This is a genomic window from Actinoplanes sandaracinus, assembly GCF_030009775.1.
In the GTDB taxonomy this organism is placed as follows: Bacteria; Actinomycetota; Actinomycetes; order Mycobacteriales; family Micromonosporaceae; genus Actinoplanes; species Actinoplanes sandaracinus.
Genome location: NZ_JASCTH010000012.1, coordinates 188,373 through 213,970, shown reverse-complemented (window position 1 = coordinate 213,970; position 25,598 = coordinate 188,373). Strand labels below are relative to the sequence as shown.

The following is a 25,598-nucleotide window of genomic DNA, read 5'->3' as shown; positions in this document are numbered from 1 at the left end:
TGCGGTGTGGGGTGGTGCTCGGCCCGCCCCGGGACCGCCCCACCCACGCTCCCGTCAGCGGAACCGGCGGATGAGGACGACCGCGACGGCGGCTACGGCCAGCGCGGCACCGGCTAGCGCGTACCGCTGCCTGTTGCCGGAAGCCTGATCCTGCAGCGTGCCGGTCGCGTCGGACGTCCGGTGCCGCAGCGTGCCGATCGCGTCGGACGCCCGGCCGGGCAGCGTGCCGATCGCGGTGGTCGCCCGCTCGGCGGCCTCGGCGGCTGTCTCGACTAGATGAGCACCGGTCTCCGCAGTGGCCTGTCTCGCCCCGCTGGCTTCGCCACGACCGGTCCCAGTAGCCCCAGCGGTTCCGGTGGCTCCACTGACCCCAGCGGGTCCGGTTTCCCTGGGCGTTCTCGCAGCCCCGGCGCTCCCGACGGCCCCGGGAGTTTCGGCAGTCGGGGCTGCGGTGGGCTGTGTGGTGGCGAACCCGGCTTCGCCAGGCGACGGCGCCCGGGTGGGATCGCCGCCAGGCTTCGCCTTGGCGGCTAGCGCGCCGACAGCCTCGGTAGCGGCCCCCGCCTTGGCGGCTACGGCTCCCGCGGCGTCCTTGATCCGGGCCGGACCAGCCTTGGCCGCCAGGTCGCTGGCGGCCTCGGTCATCCGGTGCCCCTTCTCCGCGATCGCCCCGGCCAGACGGCTCGTCGTGTCGGTTGCGGCTTCGACCATCTGGTCCTTCTTGTCCGCCGCGGCGTCGGTCAGCTGACTCTTCTTCTCCGCTGCGGCATCCTTGACCCGGCTGGGTACGTCCAGCTTCGCGACCAGGGCGGCGGCGGTCTCACCCATCTCAGCCCTGGTCTGCTCGATCTCGGCTCGCAGCGCCTCCGCCCGCTCCGAAGCCGTTCCGCTCTGGTCGTTGAGTGCCCGTTCAGCGGCGGCGGCGGTGTCATCGCTTCTGCTCTGATCCGGCGTACTGTGCCCACTCGCACCGCTTTGCCCGGCATGTTCCTGGTGTCCGGTGCGGTCCTGCTGATCGGCCGGCCTTCGTTGATCGGCGCGGTCCGGTTGCCCGGGCCGAGCCGATTGCCCGGAGTGAGCCCGATCCGGTTCCTGCTTCTCCGGCTTGCTCATGTCGTGCTGGGCTCGCGTGCCGGTCCGCTCCGTCGTGTCCGGCTCGTCGACGGCGAACGGTGGCGGCATCGAGCTGCCGCCCCACTCCGAAGGCTGCGGTTCCCGCGTAGGCACCGCTGCCCGGCCGGTCGCCCGGCCCGTCGTCGCCCCGGTCGCGGCGGACCTGGCTGTTGCCGGGCCGACCGCCTGCGAAGCGGCTGCTTCCGGACGGTTCGCCGTGGTCGCGCTGTCTCCCGGCGTGGCCCTCCCGGCAACGGTATGGCCGCCGGTGCTGCCAGAACCGGATCCCGTCTGGCTTGTGGCGGTGCCGGGGCTGGAGCCCGTCATGTGTTGTGCGGGGCTCGGCGTACCGGAACTGCCCGGCGATGCCGCCCTGGTCCCGGATGCGGCACCTGACGGAGGAGCGGCTGCCGGTGGAGGTGTGGGTTTCGGAGTCCCGGGATTCCGTGGAGGGGTCGCGTGACTGGCCGGGATCGACGCCGGTGGTGGGGTCGGTTTCGGCGTCCCGGGGCTACCTGTGGATGTCGTGTTCCCGGGCTTCCGGGCCGGTGTGCTGTTCGATCCCACCGGCTCCGCCGTTGTCGGCGCGGCGGAACCGGACCGTTCCGTGCTGCCTGAGGCCACCGGCCTGCCCTTTTCCGTCGGCATGGCGCCCGGCGGCGTGGCGCCGGCCGATGCGGAACCGGACGGTCGGGCGCCGGTCGGTGTGGCGCCGGCAGACGCGGAACCCGGCGACGCGGAACCCGGTGGCGCGGAACCCGTTGGCGTGGCGCCGGTCGATGCGCTGTGGGTCGATGTGGCACCGGTCGTCACTGTGCTCCGGGATGCCGGGCCGGGTGTCACCGTGCTGTGCCCGGTCTTGCCGGTCTCTGCCGTGCCAGCCGCCATGGTCCCTGCCTTCGCGGTGCTGGACGGAGTGCCGGCGGCCTGAGCTTCCGGTGAGGGCGGTCCTGAGGCCCGGCCCCCCGTGGTCGGCGGCGTGCCTGTCGGTGGGCCGTCGGCCGGGGCGCGGCTCGACGCCGGCGGGCCGGGCTTCGGCCGGTTGCGGTCGGGCGCCGCGCGGCGGGACTCGGTGCGGCTGCGGTTGGGGGAGCTCATCAGTGCGTCCCGCGCCGGGTCGCGGCCATGAACTCGTCCATGTCGCGGCGGCCGCTGGCGATCGCGGCATCAGGGATGGGTGGCACAGCTTCCTGGACCTCTCGTTTTCCGGCGATCGCGGCGATCCCGGCACCGGCCATGAGGACCACCGTCACGATCAGGGCGGCCACCCAGACCGGCATGACCAGCGACAGTGCCGCACCGGCGGTGAAGAACAGGGCGCCCAGCCCGTACAGGGCGATCACGCCGGCCCCGCCGAGCAGGCCCGCGCCCTTGCCGGCCTTCTTGCCTTTCTCGGTCAACTCGAGACGGGCGAGTGCCAGCTCATCGCGGACCAGGGTGGTCACCTGTTCGCTGAGTTGGCTCACCAGTTCCGCGGTCGAATGATCGGTTCGTGCGTCTGTGTGGGTCATCGTCCCTCCGTCCTGCGCCGTTGTTCTCGCAGACGTACCCCCACTAACCCCTACTAATCACCTCCAATCACCACACCCCATTCCGCGGGTACGGGTGGGACCGGCTCCGCCGGTGGACCTCTCCGCGCCGGCGCCGGCTTCGGCGGGCGGCACGGTGAGACGACCGACGCCGGGCACGGCCGGTTCGCTTCCGGTCCACCGGCCGGGTTGATGGCCGGGGCGAACCGCCAGCCCGCCGTGAATCAATCAATCCGCCCGGTGACTACGGGGTGCCCGGGGGAGAGGACGGGGCGGGGGCTTGCCGGGAGAGGTGGCGGGTCCCCGTGCTTACCCGGGCGGGTTGGCAGGGCGTCGGGCGTGCTCGGGCGGGTGGCGGGGCGCCGGCCTTGCCCCGGATAGGTGGCGCGAGCCCCAAGTCGCCCGGACAGGTGGGGCGGCGCTTCGGGCGTCCCCGCCAGATGGTGATCGGCCGGGGAGAAGCGGAAGGCGCGCTGCGGCGCCGGCCCGCGCGTTCGGTCGCGAACTGATCGGGACCGAACGCGCGGGGCCGTCAGCGGGCCGGGACCACCAGGCCGGTCTCGTAGGCGACGATGACGAGCTGGGCGCGGTCGCGGGCCTGCAGCTTGGCGAGCAGCCGCCCGATGTGGGTCTTCACGGTGGCGAGGCTGAGCTGCAGGTGGCCGGCGATCTCGGTGTTGGAGAGACCGCCGGCGACCAGGGCCAGAACCTCCCGCTCGCGCTCGGTGACGCTCGCCAGCGCCGCGGAGGGACGCGCGGGGGCGGGCTCGGGCAGGGTGGCGAAGTGGGCGATCAGCCGGCGGGTGATGCCGGGGGCGATGAGGGCGTCGCCGCCGGCCACCACCCGGACGGCGGCGATCAGATCGGCGGGCAGGACGTCCTTGAGCAGGAATCCGCTGGCGCCGGCCCGCAGCGCCGCGAACACGTACTCGTCGTAGTCGAAGGTGGTCAGGATCAGCACCCGCGTCGACGGGGTCTCCGGGGAGCCGCAGATCCGGCGGGTCGCCTCGATGCCGTCGGTGCCGGGCATGCGGATGTCCATGAGGATCACGTCGGGCTGTTGCTGCCGGGCCAGGGCGACGGCTTCGTCGCCGTTGCCCGCCTCGCCGACCGCCAGCAGGCCCGGGGTGGTGTCGACCAGCAGGCGGAAGCTGGCTCGCAGCAGCGCCTGATCGTCCGCGATGAGCACCCGGACCGGGTTCTCGGCCTCGGTCATCGCCCGATCCCGCCGATCTCTCCGATTCCGGCGGTTCCGCTGCCGATCCCGGCCGCGCCGCCGCCCTTCCCGGCAGCCGCGGCCGCGGGTGAGGGCGTACCGGCGGCGCTTCGGTGGCCCGAGCCGACGGCGGCGGCCTTGCCGGAGCCACCGGTGGATCGGTAGGGAAGGGTGGCGACCACGGCGAAACCGCCACCCGGACGCGGCCCGGCGCTGAACGTGCCGCCGTAGGCGGCGACCCGCTCCTGCATGCCGACGAGGCCCGTCCCGCCGCCGGACGCCGGTGCGGGCCGCCGGGCGCCGTCGTCGGTGACCGAGATCCGCAGCCCTGCGCCGGTGCTCTCGACGGCCACCCGGCACGAGGCGGGCGCGGCGTGCCGGACCACGTTGGTCAGCGACTCCTGGACGATGCGGTAGGCGGCCGCCGTCACCGACTCGGGGAGATCGTCCCCGACCTGGACGTCGAGGCGCACCGGCACCCCGGCGGACTCGGCCCGCTCGGCGAGCCGGCCCAGGTCCCGGAGGGTGGGCGGTGTACCCCACTCCGGTTCGGTGCGCAACGCGCCGACCACGCGCCGCAGCTCGGCGAGGGCGCCGCGGCTCTCCGACTCGATCACTTCGAGGGCGTCGCCGACCTCTTCGGGGCGCTGCCGGGCGACGTGGTTGGCGACCGCCGCCTTGACCGCGATCAGGCTGAGGCTGTGCCCGACCGCGTCGTGCATCTCGCGGGCGATCCGTAGCCGCTCCTCGGCGACCGCCTGCGCGGTGCTCTGGGTGGCGGTGATCCGGGCGTGCCGGCGCCGCTCGCGAAGAGTCCAGCCGATGGCCCAGCTCGCCCCGCAGATCAGCGCGGCGAAGACGACTCCGGCCGCGCCGGGTGAGTCGGATGATTCGGCGGAGCTGCCGCTGAACCCCATACCGACCAGCAGCACCGCGGTCGCCGTCACGGCTCCTGCGCCGCCCGGACGGCCGGGCACGAGAAGCCCGATCGTGTAGAGCGCGACTCCTGCGGCCGTCACCGGGGCGGGGGAGGCGGCGTTGGGGATGACCCGGGTGATGAGCAGGATCGAGGACGACGCGGCGATCGCGACGGCCGTCACGATCGGCCACCGGCGCCGGACGGCGAGCGGGCCACCGACCGCCACCCCGGCGAGCACGGCCACCCAGGCCGGCTCGGGCGACGCGCGGACCGAAGTGTCGGCGGCCGCGAACCAGCACAGCAGACCGGCCGCGACGGCGGCCAGCAGATCGACGGCCCGCTGCGCTGCCGGGCCCGGGCGTTGCACCAGAATGGACGGTACGGGCATGCGGCGAGCGTATCCATCCCCGTCTCCGGGTGCGTCCACCCCCGGACCGTCAGCCCAGGGTATGACTCCGGCCCTCCAAGAGCATTCCTGGGCTCGACGACAGCGGCAGGGGCGCGGCGGCATCGTCATGGCATGGCAGTCGAGTTGCACGACCTTGGCAAGAGATATGACGGCGGCGCCGGTCCGGTGACCGCGCTGGACGGCGTGACCACGCGTTTCGCCGAGGGCACCTTCACCGCGGTGATGGGGCCCTCCGGCTCCGGCAAGTCCACCCTGCTGCACTGCGCGGCCGGACTCGAAGCGCCCACCAGCGGCACCGTGACGATCGCCGGCACCCGGCTCGGCGACCTCGGTGAGACCGCGCTCACCCGGTTGCGCCGCGACCGGGTCGGGTTCGTCTTCCAGGACTTCAACCTGGTCTCGTCGCTGACCGCGGCGCAGAACGTCGCCCTGCCACTGCGTCTCGCCGGCCGCCGCGCCGACGACGAACTGGTACGGGCGGCCCTGGCCGAGGTGGGCCTGGCCGACCGAGTCGGGCACCGGCCGCGTGAGCTCTCCGGCGGTCAGCAGCAGCGGGTGGCGATCGCCCGGGCGCTGTTCACCCGCCCGGCGGTGCTCTTCGCCGACGAGCCGACGGGTGCGCTCGACAACCGTACGTCGCATCAGGTCTTGGATCTCCTGCGCGGTCTGGTCGACCGGCACGGGCGGACGATCGTGATGGTGACCCACGACCCGGTGGCCGCGGCCGTCGCCGACCGGGTGGTGCTGCTGGTCGACGGGCGGATCACCGATGAGCTGACCGGGGCCGACGCGGCCACGGTCGCCGACCGGATGACCGCGCTGGAGCGGGCATGCTGACCCGGGACCGAGCCGGCACGTTCGTCGCGATCCTGGTCGGCACCGTGATCGTCACGACTTTCCTGTTGCTGCTCACCTCGGCCCGGCCCCGCGTGCCGGACCGTTTCGAGGGGTTCGCCGCCGTGGTGCAGAGCCCGGCGGCCGCCAACCGGGCCGACGAGTTCGCCGAGCCGGTCCCGTGGCCGGCCGACACCGTGCAGTCCCTGGCGCAGCGGCTGCGCTCGGTTCCCGGCGTGACCGGGGTGACCGTGGACCGCGACTTCTACGCCCAGCCGCTGAAGGACGGACGGCCGGTTCCCGGCGTCACCCGCGGGCACGCCTGGCACGGGCCGGACCAGAGCGGCGCCGTCGTCGACGAGGCGCTCGGCGTGCCGGTCGGCGCCGACCTCACCGTGCTCACCGGTTCCGGGCCGGCGCAGTGGCGGGTCACCGGGCACACCGACCTGCCCGGGGTCCACCTGCCGGAGGAGGCGGCGGCCCGGCTGGCGCCCGGTGTCCGGACGATCGGGGTGTCCGGCGACGTCGATCCCGCCGCGCTGCGGGCCGCGGCCGGCGCCGACGGCACCGTCCTGACCGGAGACGACCGTGGCCGCGCCGAGTCACGCGCCGACGCCCGGGTCCGCTGGATCGGCATGCAGGTGCTCACCGCGACCGCCGCCGTCGCCGGGTTCGCCTGCCTGTTCCTGGTGGCATCGACCTCGGCGTACGAGGTGAACCAGCGCCGCCGCGAGATCGGCCTGCTCCGTGCGGTCGGGGCGACGCCGCGCCAGGTCCGCGGCATGCTCTACCGGTCGGCGCTGCTGCTCGGCGCCGCGGCCGCAGCGGCCGGCGTGCTCCTCGGCTCACTGGCCGCGCTGCCGATGGCCGCGTTGCTGGTCCGTGCGGATCTCGAACCGGCCGGCTACACCGTGTACTGGCAGCCGTGGGTGCTCGCCGTCGCGTTCGCCGCCGGTCCGCTCGTCGCCCTGGCCGGCGCCGCCACGGCCGCCCGCCGGGTGTCACGGATCGGCGCGCTCGAAGCCCTGCGCGTCGCCGAGTGGGAGCCCCGCGCGATGAGCCGGGCCCGCTGGGTGGCCGGCCTGATCGCGGTCGCCGCCGGTGTCGCGGCCGGTGTCGCGGCCGCGGCCAGCGAGAAGATGAGCGACCTGGGGTCGTACGCCCTCCTCGGCGCGATGGCGTTGATCGCGGGAACGGCCCTGCTCGCCCCGGCGGTGGTGCCGGCGCTCATCCGGCTGCTGCTCGCCCCGTTGCGCGGGGTCATCGCCACCCTGGCCCGCGAAAGTGCCCGCACCGCCGTCCGGCGGACCGCGTCGACCGCGGCGCCGGTGCTGTTCACCGTCGCGTTCGCGGTCTTCGTCACCGGGACGGTGCAGACCTCGGCCGCCGCCTGGGACACGCAGCGCGCCGCCGCGCTGCCGGCCGGCGACATCCTGATGCCGGACGACACTCCGGGGCTGCACGACGGGGTCGCCTCCCGGGCGGCGCTTGACACCACCGCCTACGTCGGCGGCCGGGCCGTGGTGGTGGTCGGGGTGGACGAGGTCCGGCCCGGAACGGCACTGCTCCCGGCGGAGAAGGCCGGCGCGGTCCAGGTCACCGTCACCTACGCCGACGGCGTGACCGAGACGTTGCCGGTGGCCGGCACCGCGCCGCCCGGCCCGTTCCGCGCCGACCTGATCGTCGCCCGCGACACGGTGCGGCAACACGACCCGTCCGCGCTCGCTCCGGCGGCCTACCCCGCCCCGGCCGGGCCGGCCGGACCGGGCGCGCGCAAGACCACCCCGGGCGACGTGGCCCGGCAGGCCGAGGTCGAGGACGACCGGCTGATCGACACGTTCACGCTCCTGCTGCTCGCCGTCTCCGCCGGAGCGGGCGCCCTCGCCGTCGTCAACACCCTGCTCATGACGGCCCGCCGGCGAGCGCCCGACCATCGGGTGCTGCGCCTGGCCGGCGCCACCGGGTCGCAGGTGCTGCGGGCGGTGGCCCTGGAGACGGGGCTGGCGGTGGTGATCGGCGCCCTGCTGGGCGGCGCGGCCGGCGTCGTCGCGGTCGCCGGGTCGGCCCGCTCGCTGGCCGCCCAGATCGGACAGGACGTCCCGACGCTGGTGTCGTGGCCGGTCATCACCACGACGGTGCTGGCCTGCCTGGTGCTCGCGATCGGCGCCGCGACGATTCCGGCCGCCCGGCTCACCCGGCGTCCGGCGACCGCGAGATAGGGCGACGGGGTGCGTACGCGGAACAGGATCAGCCGAGGTGAGAACCCTCACAGGCCGGTGTGGAGACCGTCAGGGCGAGAAATCCGGCGGGGGAACGGCCCGGGAGGGCCGCCGGATGCCCGTTATGCGGCTTGGCGCAAGTGGGGGCTGGAGTTACACGTGCGCCGGGCGGGTATAACGGTGCCCATGCCTGATGCGCCCGTGTTGCTCGCCGGACGGTACCGGCTCGGTGAGATCCTGGGCCGCGGAGGAATGGGCCAGGTCCTCCTGGCCCGTGACGAGACCCTCGAACGGGACGTCGCGATCAAGGAGCTCTACCAGCCGTTCGGCAGCGACGACGCGGCGTCCGCCCGGCGCACGCTCCGCGAGGCACGTGCGGCGGCGCGCATCAGCCACCCCAACGTCGTTCAGGTGTACGACGTACTGCAGCTCGACGACCGCACCTGGATCGTCATGGAGTACGTGCCCTGCCGGTCGCTGCGGGAGGAGATCGCCGAACACGGGCCGATCGACCCGTACCGGGTGGCCCGCATCGGCCTGGACCTGCTCGGCGCGCTGCGCACCGCACACCGTCTGGGCGTGGAGCACCGCGACGTGAAACCGGCGAACGTGCTGCTCGCCGAAGACGGGCGGGTCCTGCTGACCGACTTCGGCATCGCGGCGGTCGACGACGACGGCGTGATCAGCCGCTCGGACGTCCTGGTCGGGTCGCCCCAGTTCATGGCGCCGGAGCGGGCGCAGACCGGCGCCAGCGGGCCGGCGGCGGACCTGTGGTCGCTCGGCGCCACCCTGTACGCGGCGGTCGAGGGCCAGGCGCCCTACCAGCGTGGCTCGACGATGGCGACGCTCACCGCGCTCACCACCGAGGAACCGGACCCGCCCCAGCGGGCCGGCGCGGTTCGCCCCCTGCTGGACGGCCTGCTCCGCAAGGACCCGGCCGCCCGGATGACCGCCGAGGACGCGGAGAGCCTCGCCCGCGCCATCCTCGACGGCACGTTCGGCTCCGATGAGGCCTCGGCCGACGAGCGGCCGGCGCCCACCGGTCTGGCGGGGCTCGTCGCGGCTTTCCGGATCCCCCGGCCCCGCGCGTCGGGCGACTCCAAACCGTCCCTGTTCACCAGGGGTGGCGGGGCCAAGAGCGGCGCGGCGGCGGCCGGCGGTGCTACCGGTGCTGCCGCTGACAGCGGTGCGGCCAAAGGCAGTGCGGCGATCGCCGGCGGGCCGGGCGGGAGCGGCACGGCGGCAACGGCCGGGGACGCCGGCGCTGAGGCCACCGGCGGATCGGGCGCCGAGTCGTCCGGTGCGGCGCTCTCACCGGATGCCTCGCCTGGTGACGGCCCGAAAGCTGAGGCGTCCGGCGGGGCGGCGGGCGGCTCCCGTGACGCAGACTCGCCGCTTGCGGACAGCGCGGACAGCGCGGCTGGCCCGGGCGACAGCGAGCCGGACGCGGACGCTGCGGCCGGTCCCAGCGGCAGCGAGCCGGACGCGGACGGTGCGGCCGGTTCCGGCGGCAGCGAGCCGGACGCGGACGGTGCGGCCGGTTCCGGCGGCAGCGAGCCGGACGCGGACGGTGCGGCCGGTTCCGGCGGCAGCGAGCCGGACGCGGACGCTGCGGCCGGTCCCAGCGGCAGCGAGCCGGGTGCGGACGGTCCTGGCGACGGCGAGCAGGCCGCGGACGGTGCGGCCGGGCCGCGCGCCGCCGAGCAGGATGCGGGATCGTCCGGCACGGCCGCCGTCGTGGCTGATCCCGGTGGCGCCGAAGCGGGTGACCGGGGTGACGCCGAAGCGCCCGGCGATTCCCCCACGGTGGTGGAGGCGGGCCCGGCGGCCGTCTCTGACACCCGGATCGACGAGCCGGTCACCCAGCCAGCCGTCACGCCGGTCGCGCTGGGCCGTGGTGTCGTTCCGGCGCAGCGGCGCCCGCACGTGCCGGACAATGATGCGCCGCTCGCGCTGACCGGAAATGGTCGCTCACGCCGCGGCCTGGTCCTCATCGCGGCCACGCTGGCCGTCGTCCTCGCCGCCGGCACGGCGTGGGCGCTCGGCGCCGGAGACACCGACACCCCCGCTGCCAAGCCGGCGCCCACCGCCGCGGCGACGCCGGCGACGTCGGCGGGGCCGTCGACATCGCCTGCCGCGCCGCCGGTCGACGCCGTGCAGGCGCCGCCGCCGTCGACGGAGCCGGTCGCGAGCGCGAGCCCCGCCGGCCCGGCGAGCATGAGCCCCAGCGCGGGCGGTCGTCCGGAGCGACCGGACGGGTGGATCGAGCACAAGGACCCGACCGGCTTCTCGGTCTATGTTCCGGAGGGCTGGCAGAAATCGCAGGAGGGGACGATCGTCTACTTCCGCGCCGGCGGCAAGATCCTCGGTATCGACCAGACCAACCAGCCGAAGTCGAATCCGGTCGCCGACTGGCGCAGCCAGGCGGATTACCGGAAATCGCGGGGCGACTTCCCTGGTTACAAGGAAATCCACATCATGGCGGTGGACTTCTTCCAGAAGGCCGCCGACTGGGAGTTCACCTTCAACCGCGACGGTGTCCGCAAGCACGTCAACAACCGTGGCGCCGTGATCTCCAGCAAGAAGGCCTACGGCTTCTACTGGGAGACCCCCGACGCCGAGTGGAACGATCACCGCGACGATCTCCAGCTGGTCTTCGACAGCTTCCAGCCGGCGAAGTGAGTCACCAGTCGAGCAGGTCCACGGGTGCTCACCGAGAAAGGGAAAGGCACGTCACTGGTGAGCGTCTGGCCGTGCATCGCGACCGCGTGCTGGACATAGCGGCTCCCTTTCCGGCGGAACAGCCGCACCGTGACTGACTGGTAGGCGGTCAGATCGGGTTCGACCAGCAGGTACCAGTCGATGCCGGCTTCGGCGTAGAGGTGTTTTCTGAGCACTCTGTCGACGAGAACGGTGCCGTGCGAGGTGATCTCGCCGAGCAGGACGACCTCGGAACCGTCAGTCACCTCGACATTGCGCTTGTCGGAGGTGACCACCAGATCGGGGCCGACGATGGTGTCGGCCCGGAGCGAGACGTTGACCCCGTAGTAGGTACGAAGGCCCGCATCTGTCGCAGCCGATTGGATGGCGCCGATCAAGGGCAGGACGATGGCTTGATGGGGTCCTGCTCCGGCTGGGCCGGCCCAGAGCGCGCCTTGGATCAGGTCGACCCGGCTCATGGTCTCGCCGAGCGCAAGGTATTCGGCGGCGGTCCACGGCCGTGAATGGTCGAGCACGGAATCGAACACGAAGGTGATCCCCTCAGAAGTCGATCAGAAAATTGGTGCTGAGCGACATCGGGATCGGGTCGGCCGAGATCAGTGTTTCACCGTGTTTGGCGGTTGCCGCCTTGGCATATTGCTTGTCGCGTAGTTGGAACAGATGGAGGGAGACCGAACGGTAGTCCCCGAAGTCCGGTTCTGCGAGCAGGTGCCAGGGGATCCCCGCCTCGGCGTAAACCTGCATCTTCAGGCTTTGGTCATAGGCGGCGTTGCTCGGTGAGGTCACCTCGCAGGTGAGAACGACACCGGACACGTCGCCGAAGACGAGGTCACTCGGCTCCCTCTCGATGACGAGGTCAGGGGAGACGATCCTTCGCGGGGCCAGGCGCACGCTGACTGTCGTGCGCACTCGCAGGCCGGCGGTCAGCGCGGGCGGGCGGAGAAGAGTGGAGAGTGCCGAAGCGATGTCGTTGTGGCGCCGATTCGGTTCCGGGGTCACCCAGAGGCTCCCGTCGATCAACTCGATCTTGTTGAAGGACTCGTCGAGCGCGAGGAATTCCTCCTCGGTCCACGGACCCGAATGGCCATCCAGTGAGACCTTCTCCATGGCCAGAGTGTCGCATGTGCTCATGACGAAACTGTCGCATGACTACCCGTCGTGCGTCAACGGGTCGTGCGTCAATGGATGAGTGTCAGCGGGGGATCGCCTGGGTGGCCGCCCGCGCCGCTGCCGCCAGGCGCTCCGCGACCCCGGCGTGGTCGTCGGTGATTAGCCCGACCGTGACCCGCAGGTGCGGCGCCATGCCCGGCCCGACCGCGAACGCCGTCCCCGCCGCCGCCCCGATCCCGGCGCTGGCCAGGCTCAGCAGGGCGGCCTGCTCGTCGGCCACCGGCAGCCAGAGGTTCAGCCCTTCACCGGCCGGCAGGTCGATGCCGTGGGCCGCGAGACCGGTCGTGATCAGGCGGCGCCGCCGGGCGTACTCGTCCCGGGCGGCCGCCACCGCGGTGATCGACGCCGGGTCGGTGAGCATCGTCAGCAGCAGGTGCTGCAGCAGCCGGCTGGTCCATCCCTGGCCGAGCAGCCGGCGCTCCAGGATGGGGTCGAGGATCGTGGCCGGCCCGCTCACCGCGGCCAGCCGCAGGTCCGGCCCGTGCGACTTGGAGAAGCTGCGCACGTGCACGGTCTGCCGGGGCAGATGGGTCCCGACCGAGCAGAGCGGCCCGGAGGCGAGGTCGCCGGCCGAGTCGTCCTCCACCACGTACACCGCCGGGTGCCGGGCGAGGACCGCGGACAGCGCGGCAGCCCGCTGCGGTGACCACGACGCGCCGGTGGGGTTGTGCGCCCGGGGTTGCAGGAAGACCGCGGCGGGACGCCGGGCGAGGGCGGCCGCGAGCTGGTCCGGGAGCATGCCGTCGGCGTCGGTGCCGACACCCGTGACCGACACGCCGAGCGTCTCCAGCAGGTCGAGCAGGGGCGGGAAGCACGGGTTCTCCACCAGCGCCAGGTCGCCGAGCCGCAGCAGCGCCGACGCGACGTGGTCGATCGCGTCCATCGCCCCGTCGAAGATCGCCAGCCGTTCCGCGGGATGGGGCCAGCGGTCCCGCAGGAGGGCCGCGAGGGAGGGCAGCACCGGCTCGTCGAGGTAGCTGCTCGGGGCGGGGGAGAGGCCGCGGAGGTCCGGTATCGGCGGCAGTAGATGGGGGTCCGGCACTCCGGTCGACAGGTCCAGCCCGAACCCCGGGGTCTGCCGCAGGGCGGCCCGATAGCGGCCGGGCCCGCCGGCACCGGGGGTGGCGACGACCGTGCCGCGCCGCCCGTCCGTGCGGATGGCGCCGGCGCGTCGCAAGAGCTGCCACGCCGCGTTGACGGTGCTGGGGGAGAGGCGCAGCTCGGTGGCGACCGAGCGCACGGGCGGCAGTTTCGTCCCGCCGGGCAGGGCGCCCTCGCCGACGGCGCGGCTGACCGCTTCGGCCAGGCCGCGTGCGGTGGGTTCGGCGAGCCGGTCGATCACGGCCAGGTAGAACATTTTTGTGACAGTACAACCGGAGCATTGTACGGTCCAGAGTCGTCACATAATCTCGGCACATGATTCACATTGCGCACTGGATCGGCGGCGCGGAGCGTGCCGGCGAGTCCGGCCGGGTCGGCCCGGTCTTCAACCCTGCCACCGGCGAGCAGATCGCCGAGGTGGATCTGGCCGGCGCCGGCGAGGTCGACAGCGCCGTCGCGATCGCCAAGCGGGCCGCGAAGCAGTGGCGGGCGGCGAGCCTGTCGAAGCGGTCCGCGGTGCTGTTCAAGTTTCGTGAGCTGCTGGCCGCGAGCGTGGACGAGCTGGCCGCGATCGTCACCACCGAGCACGGCAAGGTGCTCGCCGACGCCGCCGGTGAGATCGCCCGCGGCCTGGAGAACGTCGAGTTCGCCACCGGGATCCCGCACCTGATGAAGGGCTCGTTCTCGGAGCAGGCCGCCGCCGGCGTGGACGTGTACTCGATCCGTCAGCCGCTCGGTGTGGTCGCCGGCGTCACCCCGTTCAACTTCCCGACGATGGTGCCGCTCTGGATGTGCGCCACCGCCATCGCCGCGGGCAACGCCTTCGTGCTCAAGCCGAGCGAGAAGGACCCGTCCGCCTCGCTGTTCCTGGCGCGGCTGTGGAAGGAGGCCGGCCTGCCCGAGGGTGTCTTCACCGTCGTCAACGGCGACAAGGAGGCGGTCGACGCGCTCCTGACGCACCCGGACATCGCGGCGGTCAGCTTCGTCGGCTCGACGCCGATCGCGAAGTACATCTACGAGACCGGCACCGCCCACGGCAAGCGGGTGCAGGCCCTCGGCGGCGCCAAGAACCACATGATCGTCCTGCCGGACGCCGAGCTGGACGCGGCCGCCGACGCGGCGATCAGCGCGGGCTACGGCGCGGCCGGCGAGCGCTGCATGGCGATCTCCGTCGTGGTGGCCGTCGGTGAGATCGCCGACCCGCTCGTCGAGGCGATCAAGGCCCGCCTGCCCAAGGTCAAGATTGGCAACGGCGCCGACGCCGGTGTGGACATGGGCCCGCTGATCAGCGCTCAGCACCGCGACAAGGTGGCCGGATACATCGCGGCCGGCGCCGCGCAGGGCGCGACCGTGGTCGCCGACGGGCGTAAGGCCGAGGGACTGCCGGCGGAGGGCTTCTTCCTGGGTACGACGCTGCTCGACAACGTCACGCCGGAGATGACGGTCTACACCGACGAGATCTTCGGCCCGGTGCTGTCGATCGTCCGCGTCGGCACCTACGCCGAGGCCGTCCAGCTCGTCAACGACAACGAGTACGGCAACGGCACCGCCATCTTCACCCGTGACGGCGGCGCGGCCCGGCAGTTCCAGTTCGACGTCGACGCCGGCATGGTCGGCGTGAACGTGCCGATCCCGGTGCCGGTGGCCTACTACTCGTTCGGCGGCTGGAAGGCGTCGCTGTTCGGCGACAGCCACATGTACGGCCCGGACGGCATCCACTTCTTCACCCGTGGCAAGGTCGTCACCTCCCGCTGGCCGGACCCGGGAACCTCGGCGATCGACCTCGGCTTCCCCCAGACTCGTTGAGGATGTTTTCGTGAGCGCTGAATCCCAGGTGCGCGCCGACGACCGCGCGCACGTCTTCCACTCCTGGTCCGCCCAGGGCCTGATCGACCCGCTGCCCGTCGCCGGCGCGCTCGGCAGCCACTTCTGGGACTACTCGGGCCGTCGGTATCTGGACTTCTCGTCCCAGCTCGTCAACATCAACATCGGGCACCAGCATCCTCGTCTGATCGCGGCGATCCAGGAGCAGGCCGCCAAGCTGGCCACCATCGCGCCGGCCTTCGCCAACGACAAGCGCGGCGAGGCGGCCCGGATGATCGCCGAGATCGCCCCGGCCGACCTCAACAAGGTGTTCTTCACCAACGGCGGCGCCGAGGCGAACGAGAACGCGATCCGGATGGCCCGGCTGCACACCGGCCGGCACAAGGTGCTCTCCACCTACCGCAGCTACCACGGTTCGACGGCGACCGCGATCACCGCGACCGGCGACCCGCGGCGCTGGCCGAACGAGCCGGTGGCGATCGGGGTGGTGCACTTCTGGGGGCCGTACCCGTACCGGTCGCCGTTCCATTCCGGCAGTCCCGAGCAGGAGACCCAGCGGGCCCTGCAGCACCTGCGGGACACCATCGTCTTCGAGGGCCCGGCGACGATCGCCGCGATCCTGATCGAGACCGTGGTCGGCACCAACGGCATCCTGGTGCCGCCGCCGGGCTACCTGGCCGGCGTGCGCGCGATCTGCGACGAGTTCGGCATCGTGTTCATCGCCGACGAGGTGATGGCGGGCTTCGGCCGGTGCGGCGAGTGGTTCGCGGTGGACCGGTGGGGCGTCGCCCCCGACCTGATCACCTTCGCCAAGGGTGTCAACTCCGGCTATCTGCCGCTGGGTGGGGTGGTGATCTCCGACGAGATCGCCGAGACGTTCCGGGAGCGGCCGTTCCCGGGCGGCCTGACCTACTCCGGCCACCCGCTGGCCTGTGCCTCGGCGGTGGCGAGCATGCAGATCTTCAAGGAGGAGGGGATCGTCGAGCACGCCCGCTCGCTCGGCGACGACATCATCGGCCCTTCACTGGCGGCGATGCGCGAGAAGCACCCGAGCATCGGCGAGGTCCGCGGGCTGGGCGTGTTCTGGGCGATCGAGCTGGTCACCGACCGCTCGACCAGAGAACCGCTGGTGCCGTTCAACGCCGCCGGGCCGGCCGCCGCGCCGATGAACGCCGTGGCCGCCGCGTGCAAGGACCGGGGCCTCTGGCCGTTCGTGCACTTCAACCGGCTGCACGTGGTGCCGCCGTGCACGATCACCGCGGAGGAACTGCGTGAGGGTCTCGCGATCCTGGACGAGGCACTGACCACGGCGGACACCTTCTACACCGGATAAACCCCGGAATGCGTTGCCGAAACGGGGTCAGGCATTCTGATTCCGTTTCGGCTTTGGAAATTACTTCGGATTCCCTTGCTAGCGCGCTCGCCGGTGTGACAAGGTCCCTCCAGTCCCGGTGAGAAGATCCACGACCGGAAGGCCGAAACCCCTGTGAGCACTCCTGTTCCCGTGCTGCGCAATTTCATCGCCGGGTCCTACACCGACACTGAGGACGGCGTCACGTCACCGGTGATCGACCCCAGCACGGGGGAGACGTACGCGCGGGCGCCGGTCTCCTCGCCCCGGGACGTCGAGGTGGCCGTGGCGGCCGCCGCCGAGGGTTTCGAGATCTGGCGGGACAGCACCCCGGCGCAGCGGCAGCGGGCGCTGCTGCGGATCGCCGACGCGATCGAGGCGCGGGCCGGCGAGATCGTCGCGGCCGAGGTCCGCAACACCGGCAAGCCGGTGGAGGCGACCCGCGCCGAGGAGATGGGCCCGATCCTCGACGAACTGCGCTTCTTCGCCGGCGCGGCGCGGATCCTGGAGGGAAAGGCGGCCGGCGAATACCTGCCGGAGCACACCTCTTTCGTACGCCGTGAGCCGATCGGCGTCTGCGCACAGATCACCCCGTGGAACTATCCGATGGTGATGGGCGTCTGGAAGTTCGCTCCCGCGATCGCGGCCGGCAACGCGGTGGTGCTGAAGCCGTCGGACACGACCCCCGTCAGCACCCTGCTGCTGGCCGAGATCGCCGCCGAGTTCCTGCCGCCGGGTGTGCTCAATGTGGTCTGCGGCGACCGGGACACCGGCCGGTCCCTGGTCACGCACCCGACTCCGCAGTTCGTGTCGATCACCGGGTCGACCCGGGCCGGCATGGAGGTGGCCTCGGCGGCAGCGCCCGACCTCAAGCGGGTCCACCTGGAACTCGGTGGCAAGGCCCCGGTCGTGGTCTTCGACGACGTCGACATCGCCGCCACCGCGACCGCGATCGCCGGCGCCGGGTTCTTCAACGCCGGCCAGGACTGCACCGCCGCCACCCGGGTCCTGGTGCACGAGCGGATCGCCGCCGACTTCACCGCCGCGCTCGCCGAGGCCGCCCGCGCCACGAAGGTCGGCGCGCCCAGCGACCCCGACGCCTTCTTCGGCCCGGTCAACAACGTGAATCAACTGGACCGGGTGACCGGATTCCTGGACCGCACTCCGGCGCACGCCGAGGTGGCCGCCGGCGGGCGCCGGATCGGTGATCGTGGTTACTTCTTCGAGCCGACCGTCGTCACCGGCCTGCGCCAGCAGGACGAGATGGTCCAGGACGAGATCTTCGGCCCGGTCATCACGGTGCAGACGTTCGCCGACGAGGCGGAGGCGGTGCACTGGGCGAACGACGTCCGGTTCGGTCTGAGCGCCAGCGTCTGGACCCAGAACCACGGTAGGGCCATGCGGGTGTCACGGCGCCTGGACTTCGGCGCGGTCTGGATCAACACGCACCTACCCTTCGTCTCCGAGATGCCGCACGGCGGATACGGTCACTCCGGTTACGGCAAGGACCTGTCGATGTACGGGTTCGAGGAGTACACCCGGATCAAGCACGTGATGAGTTTCAACGGCTGACCCGCGCCATCCCACCCCGCACCGCCCCCGCTCAGAGGTGATAGATGACCACTTCTCCCCCGCACGCCACGAGCGCGCCGCCCGGTGGCGGGCTGCGCGCCGGCCATCCCGCGATCGAGTTCGCCGGCGTGCGCAAGGACTACCTGTCGCACGGTGAGGCGGTGCCCGCCGTCAAGAGCCTGGACCTGGCGATCGGACAGGGGGAGTTCTTCTCGCTGCTCGGCCCCTCCGGCTGTGGCAAGACCACCACGATGCGGATGATCGCCGGTTTCGAGGAGCCCACCGCCGGCAAGGTGTTCCTCGACGGCCGTGACGTGACCGGCGTCGTGCCGAACAAGCGCGACGTCAACATGGTCTTCCAGTCGTACGCCCTCTTCCCGCACCTGAACGTGCGGGAGAACGTCGCCTTCGGACTGGAGCGCAAGAAGGTCGCGAAGGCCGAGATCAACCGGCGGGTCGGCGAGATGCTCGACATCGTCTCGCTGACCGGGTACGAGAAGCGGCAGCCCAAGGAGATGTCCGGCGGCCAGCAGCAGCGGGTCGCGCTGGCCCGGGCGCTGGTCAACCACCCGCGGGCGCTGCTGCTGGACGAGCCGCTCGGCGCGCTCGACCTCAAGCTGCGCCAGCAGATGCAGATCGAGCTGAAGCGGATCCAGCGCGAGGTGGGCATCACCTTCGTCTACGTCACCCACGACCAGGGCGAAGCGCTCACCATGAGCGACCGGATCGCGGTGATGAACGGCGGCCTGATCGAGCAGCTCGGGTCGCCGCGGGACATCTACGAACGCCCGGCCACCCGGTTCGTGGCCGGTTTCATCGGCACCTCCAACCTCATCGACGGCCGCGTGAGCTGGGCCGACCAGGGCCTCGCGGTCATCGACAAGGGCCCCGGCGAACGCGTCGTGGTGCCCGTCCCGGCCGGCGTCGGTGTGGGCCGCGACATCGAGGTCTCCGTCCGCCCGGAGAAGATCGACCTGCACCGGACGATCCCCGGCAACGTCACCGGCAGTCTTCTGTCCGGCGTCGTCACCGAGGTCGTGTACCACGGCACATCGACGAACTACACAGTGGCGACCACCGCTGGAACAGACTTCGTGGTCTTCGATCAGAATGCTCACGATGCAGAGGACGTCGCGTCTCGCGGTGAGCGCGTCTTCCTCACTTGGGCCCCGCAGCACTCGTACCCGATCGGAGTCTGATGTTCCAGACCAACAAGCCGAACCCCTCCCTCCTGCGAGGCATGACGCAGTCGCGGCTCGGCCGCCGCGACGCGCTGCGCCTCGGCGGGTTGTCGGCGATGGGCGCGTTCCTCGCCGCGTGTGGCGTGGAGGGCAAGGGCAAGCCGCAGGCCAGTATCGCCCCCGACGCCGTCGCGAAGTTCTGGGGCGGCAAGACCCAGAATGGCAAGCTCAACTTCGCCAACTGGCCGCTCTACATGGACCCGAAGCAGCCGGAACTGAAGAAGTTCACCGCCAAGACCGGCATTCAGGTGACCTACGACGAGGTCATCCAGGAGATGGGCCCGTGGTTCGCCAAGGTTCAGCCGCAACTGTCCGCCGGGCAGTCGATCGGTTACGACCTCATGGTCATCACGAACTCGGTCCAGTTCGGCCAGTTCCGTGACGCCGGCTTCCTGGCGCCGCTGGACCACGCGAAGCTGCCCAACTACGCCGCCAACGCGGCCAAGTCGTACTCCACCTCCGCGTACGACCCGGGCAACGTCTTCAGCATCCCCTACGCGTCCGGGATCACCGGCATCGCCTACGACCCGGACAAGATCAAGCGTCCGATCACCAAGCTCGCCGACCTCTGGGACCCTGCGTTCAAGGGCAAGGTCGGCATGTTCAAGGACCTCCAGGAGCTCGGCAACTTCGGCCTGCTCGCCGCCGGCCTCAAGCCGGGCGACTCCGACGAGACGGCCTGGAAGACCGCGGCCGCCAAGCTCAAGGAGCAGAAGGACGCCGGCATCGTCCGCAACTACTACGACCAGGGATACGTCGACGCGCTCGGCAAGGGCGAGGTCTGGATCACCCAGGCCTGGTCCGGCGACATCTTCCAGAAGAACGTCTCCGACGGCACGAACTACAAGTTCGTGATCCCCGAAGAGGGCGGCACCATCTGGACCGACAACATGACGATCCCGGTCACCGCCCAGAACCCGGTCGACGCCATCATGATGATGGACTTCCTGTACGACCTGGAGAACTCCACCACCCTCGCCGAGTACATCAACTACGTGTGCCCGGTCCCGGCCGCCCAGACCCAGATGAAGAAGCACGCGGCGGCGGCGTCCGGCGAGGACAAGGAAACCCTGCTCGCGGTCGCGGACAGCCCGCTGGTCTTCCCCGGCGAGTCGGAGTACAAGCGGCTGCACTACTACGTCGACTTCAACACCGCGGAGGAGAAGCAGGACTTCGAGCGGGTGTTCCAACCGATCGTGCTGGGGTAATAAATGGACCGGGTAAAACGTACACTCGCGCCTTATCTGCTCGTTCTCCCCGGCGGGCTGTGGCTCCTGCTCTTCTTCGCGGTACCGATGGTCACCATGCTGTCGTTGTCGTTGCAGGAAGGCGACGTCGTCAACGGGTTCGTCTTCACCGGCCACTGGCAGAACTACGTGGAGTCGATCGCCGACTACCAGACCCAGTTGATCCGCTCGCTGGTGTACGGCGCCATCACGTCAGGCATTCTGATCGTGATGTCGTTCCCGGTCGCGTACTGGATCGCCTTCTACGGGGGCAAGCGGAAGGCGACCTACCTCTTCCTGATCCTGCTGCCGTTCTTCGTGTCGTTCGTCCTGCGCACCATCTCGTGGCGGATGCTCCTCACCGACGACGGAGTGCTGCTGCACCCGTTGAAGGAGGCCGGGATCCTGCCGGACGACTTCCAGGTGCTCGGCTCGGCCACCGCGGTGATCGCCGGGCTGGTCTACAGCTTCCTGCCCTTCATGGTGCTGCCGATCTACGTGGCCCTGGAGCGCATCGACCCGCGCGTGGTCGAGGCGGCGCGAGATCTGTACGCCTCCCCGATCACCTCGTTCCGTAAGGTCGTCTTCCCGCTGGCGCTGCCGGGCGTCTTCGCCGGCGTGCTGATGACCTTCGTCCCGGCGAGTTCCGACTACGTCAACTCGGAACTGCTCGGCAGCTCGGAGACGACGATGCTCGGCCAGGTCATCCAGTCGAAGTTCCTGTCCAGTTCGGATTACCCGTCCGCTTCGGCGCTGTCCTTCACCCTGATGGCGTTGCTGCTGGCCGGCATCTTCGCCTACGCGCGGTCGCTGGGCACCGAGGACGTCATGAAGGTGGCCGCACGATGAGGGGCCGGTTCCGCCTGGGCGGCGCGCAGGTCATGCACGCCTACACCTGGCTGCTGATCGGCTGGCTGGTGGTGCCGATCTCGGTGATGATCCTGTTCGGGTTCAACGACCCGAGCGGCCGGTACAACCAGACCTGGCAGGGCTTCACCCTCAAGTGGTACGGCGAGGTGTTCGCCCTGGAGGCGCTCACCGACGCCCTGGTGATGTCGCTGATCATCGCGGTGCTCACCGCGCTGATCGCCGGCGCGCTGGGCACCGGCATCGGGTACGCGCTGGGCCGCTTCCGGTTCCGCGGGTCCGGCGGGCTCAACCTGCTGATGTTCGCCGCGATCTCCTCGCCCGAGCTGGTGATGGGCTCGTCCCTGCTGAGCATGTTCGTCTCGGTGGGGATCAGCCCGGGGCCGGTGACCATCACGATCGCGCACGTGATGTTCTCGGTGTCGTTCGTCGCGATCGTGGTCCGGGCCCGGGTGATGACCCTGGACCGCTCCCTGGAGGAGGCCGCCGCCGACCTCGGGGCGAGCGGCTGGACCACCTTCTGGAAGGTGATCTTCCCGATCCTCCTGCCGGCGATCTTCTCCGGCGTGATGCTCGCGTTCGCCCTCTCGATCGACGACTTCGTGATCACCAACTTCACCGGGGGCACGACCCAGACGTTCCCGATGTGGATCTGGGGCGCCACCCGGGTCGGCCTGCCGCCACAGGTCAACGTCATGGGCACGATGATCTTCGTGGGTGGCGTGCTGATCGCGGTGATCTCGAACATCCGGGCCGGCCGCAGGAGAGTCGCCGCCTGACCGACAGCGGACAGTGGCCCGGCGCTCCTCGGCGCCGGGCCACTGTCCGTTCCCGCGTCCGGGTGCCTGTCGCCGCAGTCGCGCAATCGTGCGGAAATAGTGGTCAATGCTCTTGTGCGCGACGGAATCCGTGGGCAGTATCGGATCAACATCTGGAACTAGTGGGAGAGATACCCGTGACAGACCGATCGCCCGCTGACGTGGAAGCCCTGTCCGACACTGCTCGAGACCACCTCTGGATGCACTTCACCCGGCTCTCGGCCTACCGGGACAACCCGGTTCCGGTGATCACCCGCGGTGACGGCTGCTATGTCTGGGACTCCACCGGCCGCCGCTACCTCGACGGCCTCTCCGCGCTGTTCGTGGTGCAGACCGGCCACGGCCGGCACGAGCTGGCCGAGGCCGCCGCCAAGCAGGCGAGCGAGCTGGCCTACTTCCCGATCTGGTCGTACGCCCACCCCAAGGCCATCGAACTGGCCGGCCGCCTGGCGGGCATGGCCCCCGGCGACCTGAACCGGGTCTTCTTCACCACCGGCGGCTCCGAGGCCGTCGAGTCGGCGTGGAAACTCGCCCGCTCCTTCTTCAAGCACACCGGCAAGCCGCTGAAGACCAAGGTGATCTCCCGTGCCGTGGCGTACCACGGCAGCTCGATGGGCGCCCTGTCGATCACCGGCATCCCGCCGTTCAAACAGGACTTCGAGCCGCTGGTGCCGAGCACCATGCGCGTGCCGAACACCAACTACTACCGCCGCCCCGACGAGAACATGACGCCGGAGCGGTTCGGTGTGTGGGCCGCCGACCGCATCGCCGAGATGATCGAGTTCGAGGGCCCGGACACCGTCGCCGCGGTCTACCTCGAGCCGGTGCAGAACGCCGGCGGCTGCTTCCCGCCGCCGCCCGGCTACTTCCAGCGGGTCCGCGAGATCTGCGACCGCTACGACGTGCTGCTCGTCTCCGACGAGGTGATCTGCGCGTTCGGCCGCCTCGGCGAGTACTTCGGCGCCGACAGGTACGGCTACCAGCCCGACATCATCACCGTCGCCAAGGGCCTCACCTCCGGGTACGTCCCCCTGGGCGCCATGATCGCCTCCGACCGCCTGGCCGAGCCGTTCCTGACCGGTGCCAACTGGTTCGCGCACGGCATCACCTACGGCGGGCACCCGGTCGGCTCCGCGGTCGCGCTCGCCAACCTCGACATCATGGAGCGCGAGGGCCTCAACCAGCACGTCCAGAAGAACAGCCCGCTCTTCCGGTCGTACCTGGAGCGCCTGCTCGACCTGCCGATCGTCGGCGACGTCCGCGGCGACGGCTACTTCTTCGGCATCGAGATGGTCAAGGACAAGGCGACCAAGGAGACCTTCAACGCCGACGAGTCCGAGCGCCTGCTCCGCGGCTTCCTCTCCACCGCCCTCTTCGAGGCCGGCCTCTACTGCCGCGCCGACGACCGCGGCGACCCGGTCATCCAGCTCGCCCCGCCGCTGACCGCGACGGAGAGCCAGTTCGCCGAGATCGAGCAGATCCTCCGCTCGGTCCTCACCGAGGCCCAGAACCGCCTCTGAGCACCTCACCGCGCCCCACACCGCCCTCGGCCGTCGGCGCCCCCCGCGGCTGGGCGCGCCGGTCACCGCCGGCGCGCCCTGCCGCTTTTCACACCCCGATCTCGTACGGGCCCGCAGAGCGCCGTGAGTCCCACCGCGATGACGCCGCCACGCCGGCCTCGGTGGACCAGAAAGTTCCGGAGCAATTTCGTAACTTGGCGCCGCCCTGAAGAGGTCACAGCGCGGTCGGAGCCCATTATCACGATAGTACGCGGGGACGAATCTTCGAAACTTTCGGCGACTAAGGCGAGATGGCGCTCGCCCGGCCGGGGAGCCGCATCCGCGCTGGTCCGTCGCCCGCCGGACGGAATACGGTCCGGCCGGTAAATCGTCCGGCGTCATGGTGAAAGCAATTATCGGGCCGAAAATCAATGCTCTGGCGAATGGCGTGGACGTAACCCCGCCGCGCATGGAGTAATGGTATTTCCGGGATCGTCGGGCGAAATCGCGCGGGGTCGTGGATGGGGCCGTCCCGCCCGTCGCACACGGCCTCTACCAGCAGACATGGCAGGCCGAGCGCGTTCTCTGGGCGTGGCGGCGTGCATATAGCCGAGTCCCGGGCGGTCGAAGAAGATCTTCGTTGTCGTATTGACGGAGTCAATTCCGCGGGCTTAGCGTACGGGTTGTCTCCCGCTCTCTTGGCGCGCGATCACGTCCCGATCGTGCGGAGCCCCCCATTCCCCGATTCCCCAGGAGTGACCTTTGACGAAGGCATCCCGCGTCGCGGTGGCCGTCCTCGCCGCATCGACGCTCCTCACCATCGGCGCTCAGCCGGTCCAGGCCGCGCGCACGACCGGGACCGCGGTCGCCGCCACGGCCGGCGGGCACGGCGGCCACGCCAGCCCTCCGCTGCGCCGTGTCACCCCCCGTGATCTGCGCATCGGCGCCGCCGTCGCCGGCGGCGGCCACCATCTGGAGCAGGACTACCCGGACCCGTTCACCCACGACCGCCCCTACCGCCGGGTCCTGGCGCGCGAGTTCGACTCCGTCTCGCCGGAGAACCAGATGAAGTGGGAGTTCATCCACCCCGAGCGCGACCGGTACGACTTCGGCCCCGCCGACGCGATCGTCCGGTTCGCACGCCAGCACGGCCAGGTCGTGCGCGGCCACACACTGCTCTGGCACAGCCAGAACCCGGAGTGGCTGGCCGAGGGCACCTTCACCAAGGCCGAGCTGCGGACCATCCTCAAGCGGCACATCTTCGCGGTCGTCGGCCGTTACCGGGGCCAGATCCATCAGTGGGACGTCGCCAACGAGATCTTCAACGAGAACGGCGAGTACCGGCAGGAGAACATCTGGATCCGGGAGCTCGGCCCGGGCATCGTCGCCGACGCCTTCCGGTGGGCGCACCAGGCCGACCCGAAGGCGCAGCTGTTCCTCAACGACTACGGCGTGGAATGGCCCGGCGCCAAGGTGGACGCGTACGAGACGCTGGCCAAGCAGTTGCTCGCCGACCGGGTGCCACTGCACGGGTTCGCCTCGCAGGCGCACCTGAGCACGCGTTACGGCGCACCGGAGCAGCTGCGCGGCGTTCTGCAGCGCTTCGACGACCTCGGGCTGTACACCGCGATCACCGAGCTCGACGTCCGGATGGACCTGCCGGCGGGCAGCGTGCCGACCGCCGAGCAGCTGACCGTCCAGGCGCAGTACTACAAGACCGTCCTGGACGCCTGCCTGGCCGTCGACGACTGCAACTCGTTCACTCTCTGGGGCTTCACCGACAAGTACTCCTGGGTGCCGGTGTTCTTCCCCGCTGAGGGCGCCGCGACCGTGATGTGGGACGACTTCCGCCCGAAACCCGCCTACTACACGGTGCGTCAGACCCTGGCCGACGCCCGTCGCAACGGCCGCTGATCCGGTAAGTCGCCTACCGGGGGCGTGGACCCGGCGTCCAGCGATGAACGGTCGC

General features: G+C 71.1%; 20 protein-coding genes. 13 read left to right on the top strand and 7 right to left on the bottom strand.

Translation table 11 applies throughout. From position 1 onward, the window contains the following. Positions 1-54: 54 nt before the first annotated feature. Positions 55-1,113, bottom strand: a complete 1,059-nt coding sequence (locus QLQ12_RS19935) for a DUF3618 domain-containing protein (protein WP_282761790.1) — start codon at positions 1,111-1,113, stop codon at positions 55-57. A gap of 550 nt (positions 1,114-1,663) precedes the next feature. Here QLQ12_RS19935 and QLQ12_RS19930 point away from each other — a divergent pair. Next, a complete protein-coding gene (locus QLQ12_RS19930; protein WP_282761714.1) occupies positions 1,664-2,044 on the top strand; it encodes a hypothetical protein in 381 nt (126 codons plus the stop codon). 166 nt (positions 2,045-2,210) lie between these two features. On the opposite strand, the gene QLQ12_RS19925 is transcribed toward QLQ12_RS19930, so the two are convergent. The 3 genes from QLQ12_RS19925 to QLQ12_RS19915 all read right to left on the bottom strand — a co-directional run bounded on the left by QLQ12_RS19925 (position 2,211) and on the right by QLQ12_RS19915 (position 5,165). Further along, positions 2,211-2,624: a phage holin family protein gene (locus QLQ12_RS19925; protein ID WP_282761713.1), complete on the bottom strand. Its 414-nt coding sequence runs from the start codon at positions 2,622-2,624 to the stop codon at positions 2,211-2,213. Positions 2,625-3,174: 550 nt separating this feature from the next. After that, positions 3,175-3,858, bottom strand: coding sequence for a response regulator (locus tag QLQ12_RS19920; RefSeq protein WP_282761712.1), 684 nt, complete (start codon positions 3,856-3,858; stop codon positions 3,175-3,177). Next, positions 3,855-5,165 carry a sensor histidine kinase gene (locus QLQ12_RS19915; RefSeq protein WP_282761711.1) on the bottom strand — a complete coding sequence of 437 codons (1,311 nt, stop codon included), beginning with the start codon at positions 5,163-5,165 and terminating at the stop codon, positions 3,855-3,857. Before QLQ12_RS19915 ends, QLQ12_RS19920 begins: the two co-directional genes overlap by 4 nt. Positions 5,166-5,297: 132 nt before the next feature. On the opposite strand from QLQ12_RS19915, the gene QLQ12_RS19910 reads away from it, so the two are divergent. The 3 genes from QLQ12_RS19910 to QLQ12_RS19900 all read left to right on the top strand — a co-directional run bounded on the left by QLQ12_RS19910 (position 5,298) and on the right by QLQ12_RS19900 (position 10,921). Then, a complete protein-coding gene (locus QLQ12_RS19910; RefSeq protein WP_282761710.1) occupies positions 5,298-6,023 on the top strand; it encodes an ABC transporter ATP-binding protein in 726 nt (241 codons plus the stop codon). Further along, positions 6,017-8,239: an FtsX-like permease family protein gene (locus QLQ12_RS19905; RefSeq protein ID WP_282761709.1), complete on the top strand. Its 2,223-nt coding sequence runs from the start codon at positions 6,017-6,019 to the stop codon at positions 8,237-8,239. The genes QLQ12_RS19910 and QLQ12_RS19905 overlap by 7 nt, the downstream gene beginning before the upstream one ends. Before the next feature lie 186 nt (positions 8,240-8,425). Continuing rightward, positions 8,426-10,921: a serine/threonine-protein kinase gene (locus QLQ12_RS19900; protein ID WP_282761708.1), complete on the top strand. Its 2,496-nt coding sequence runs from the start codon at positions 8,426-8,428 to the stop codon at positions 10,919-10,921. On the opposite strand, the gene QLQ12_RS19895 is transcribed toward QLQ12_RS19900, so the two are convergent. From QLQ12_RS19895 to QLQ12_RS19885, 3 genes are all read right to left on the bottom strand, one after another. Continuing rightward, positions 10,870-11,475, bottom strand: coding sequence for a Uma2 family endonuclease (locus QLQ12_RS19895; protein WP_282761789.1), 606 nt, complete (start codon positions 11,473-11,475; stop codon positions 10,870-10,872). The two genes, QLQ12_RS19900 and QLQ12_RS19895, sit on opposite strands and share 52 nt — an antisense overlap. Positions 11,476-11,500: 25 nt before the next feature. Beyond that, complete coding sequence (locus QLQ12_RS19890) at positions 11,501-12,067, bottom strand: Uma2 family endonuclease (protein WP_282761707.1); 567 nt, start codon at positions 12,065-12,067, stop codon at positions 11,501-11,503. A gap of 85 nt (positions 12,068-12,152) precedes the next feature. Then, on the bottom strand, positions 12,153-13,487 hold the full coding sequence (locus QLQ12_RS19885) for an aminotransferase class I/II-fold pyridoxal phosphate-dependent enzyme (protein WP_282761706.1): 1,335 nt from the start codon (positions 13,485-13,487) through the stop codon (positions 12,153-12,155). A 59-nt stretch (positions 13,488-13,546) separates the two neighbouring features. Between QLQ12_RS19885 and QLQ12_RS19880 the strand changes: the two genes are divergently transcribed. The 9 genes from QLQ12_RS19880 to QLQ12_RS19840 all read left to right on the top strand — a co-directional run bounded on the left by QLQ12_RS19880 (position 13,547) and on the right by QLQ12_RS19840 (position 25,543). Continuing rightward, positions 13,547-15,037 (top strand): CoA-acylating methylmalonate-semialdehyde dehydrogenase, encoded by a 1,491-nt coding sequence (locus QLQ12_RS19880; protein WP_282761705.1) that lies wholly within the window; start codon positions 13,547-13,549, stop codon positions 15,035-15,037. A 10-nt stretch (positions 15,038-15,047) separates the two neighbouring features. Then, positions 15,048-16,388 (top strand): aspartate aminotransferase family protein, encoded by a 1,341-nt coding sequence (locus tag QLQ12_RS19875; protein ID WP_282761704.1) that lies wholly within the window; start codon positions 15,048-15,050, stop codon positions 16,386-16,388. A gap of 153 nt (positions 16,389-16,541) precedes the next feature. After that, entirely contained in the window at positions 16,542-17,978 is a 1,437-nt protein-coding gene (locus QLQ12_RS19870; protein ID WP_282761703.1) for a gamma-aminobutyraldehyde dehydrogenase, read from the top strand. A 44-nt stretch (positions 17,979-18,022) separates the two neighbouring features. Next, positions 18,023-19,177 carry an ABC transporter ATP-binding protein gene (locus QLQ12_RS19865; protein WP_282761702.1) on the top strand — a complete coding sequence of 385 codons (1,155 nt, stop codon included), beginning with the start codon at positions 18,023-18,025 and terminating at the stop codon, positions 19,175-19,177. After that, on the top strand, positions 19,177-20,427 hold the full coding sequence (locus QLQ12_RS19860; RefSeq protein WP_282761701.1) for a polyamine ABC transporter substrate-binding protein: 1,251 nt from the start codon (positions 19,177-19,179) through the stop codon (positions 20,425-20,427). Before QLQ12_RS19865 ends, QLQ12_RS19860 begins: the two co-directional genes overlap by 1 nt. A 3-nt stretch (positions 20,428-20,430) precedes the next feature. Then, positions 20,431-21,294 (top strand): ABC transporter permease, encoded by an 864-nt coding sequence (locus tag QLQ12_RS19855; protein ID WP_282761700.1) that lies wholly within the window; start codon positions 20,431-20,433, stop codon positions 21,292-21,294. Further along, positions 21,291-22,091: an ABC transporter permease gene (locus tag QLQ12_RS19850; RefSeq protein WP_282761699.1), complete on the top strand. Its 801-nt coding sequence runs from the start codon at positions 21,291-21,293 to the stop codon at positions 22,089-22,091. Before QLQ12_RS19855 ends, QLQ12_RS19850 begins: the two co-directional genes overlap by 4 nt. 176 nt (positions 22,092-22,267) lie before the next feature. Next, positions 22,268-23,650: an aspartate aminotransferase family protein gene (locus QLQ12_RS19845; protein ID WP_282761698.1), complete on the top strand. Its 1,383-nt coding sequence runs from the start codon at positions 22,268-22,270 to the stop codon at positions 23,648-23,650. Positions 23,651-24,391: 741 nt separating this feature from the next. Next, positions 24,392-25,543: an endo-1,4-beta-xylanase gene (locus tag QLQ12_RS19840; protein WP_282761697.1), complete on the top strand. Its 1,152-nt coding sequence runs from the start codon at positions 24,392-24,394 to the stop codon at positions 25,541-25,543. Positions 25,544-25,598: the final 55 nt, after the last annotated feature.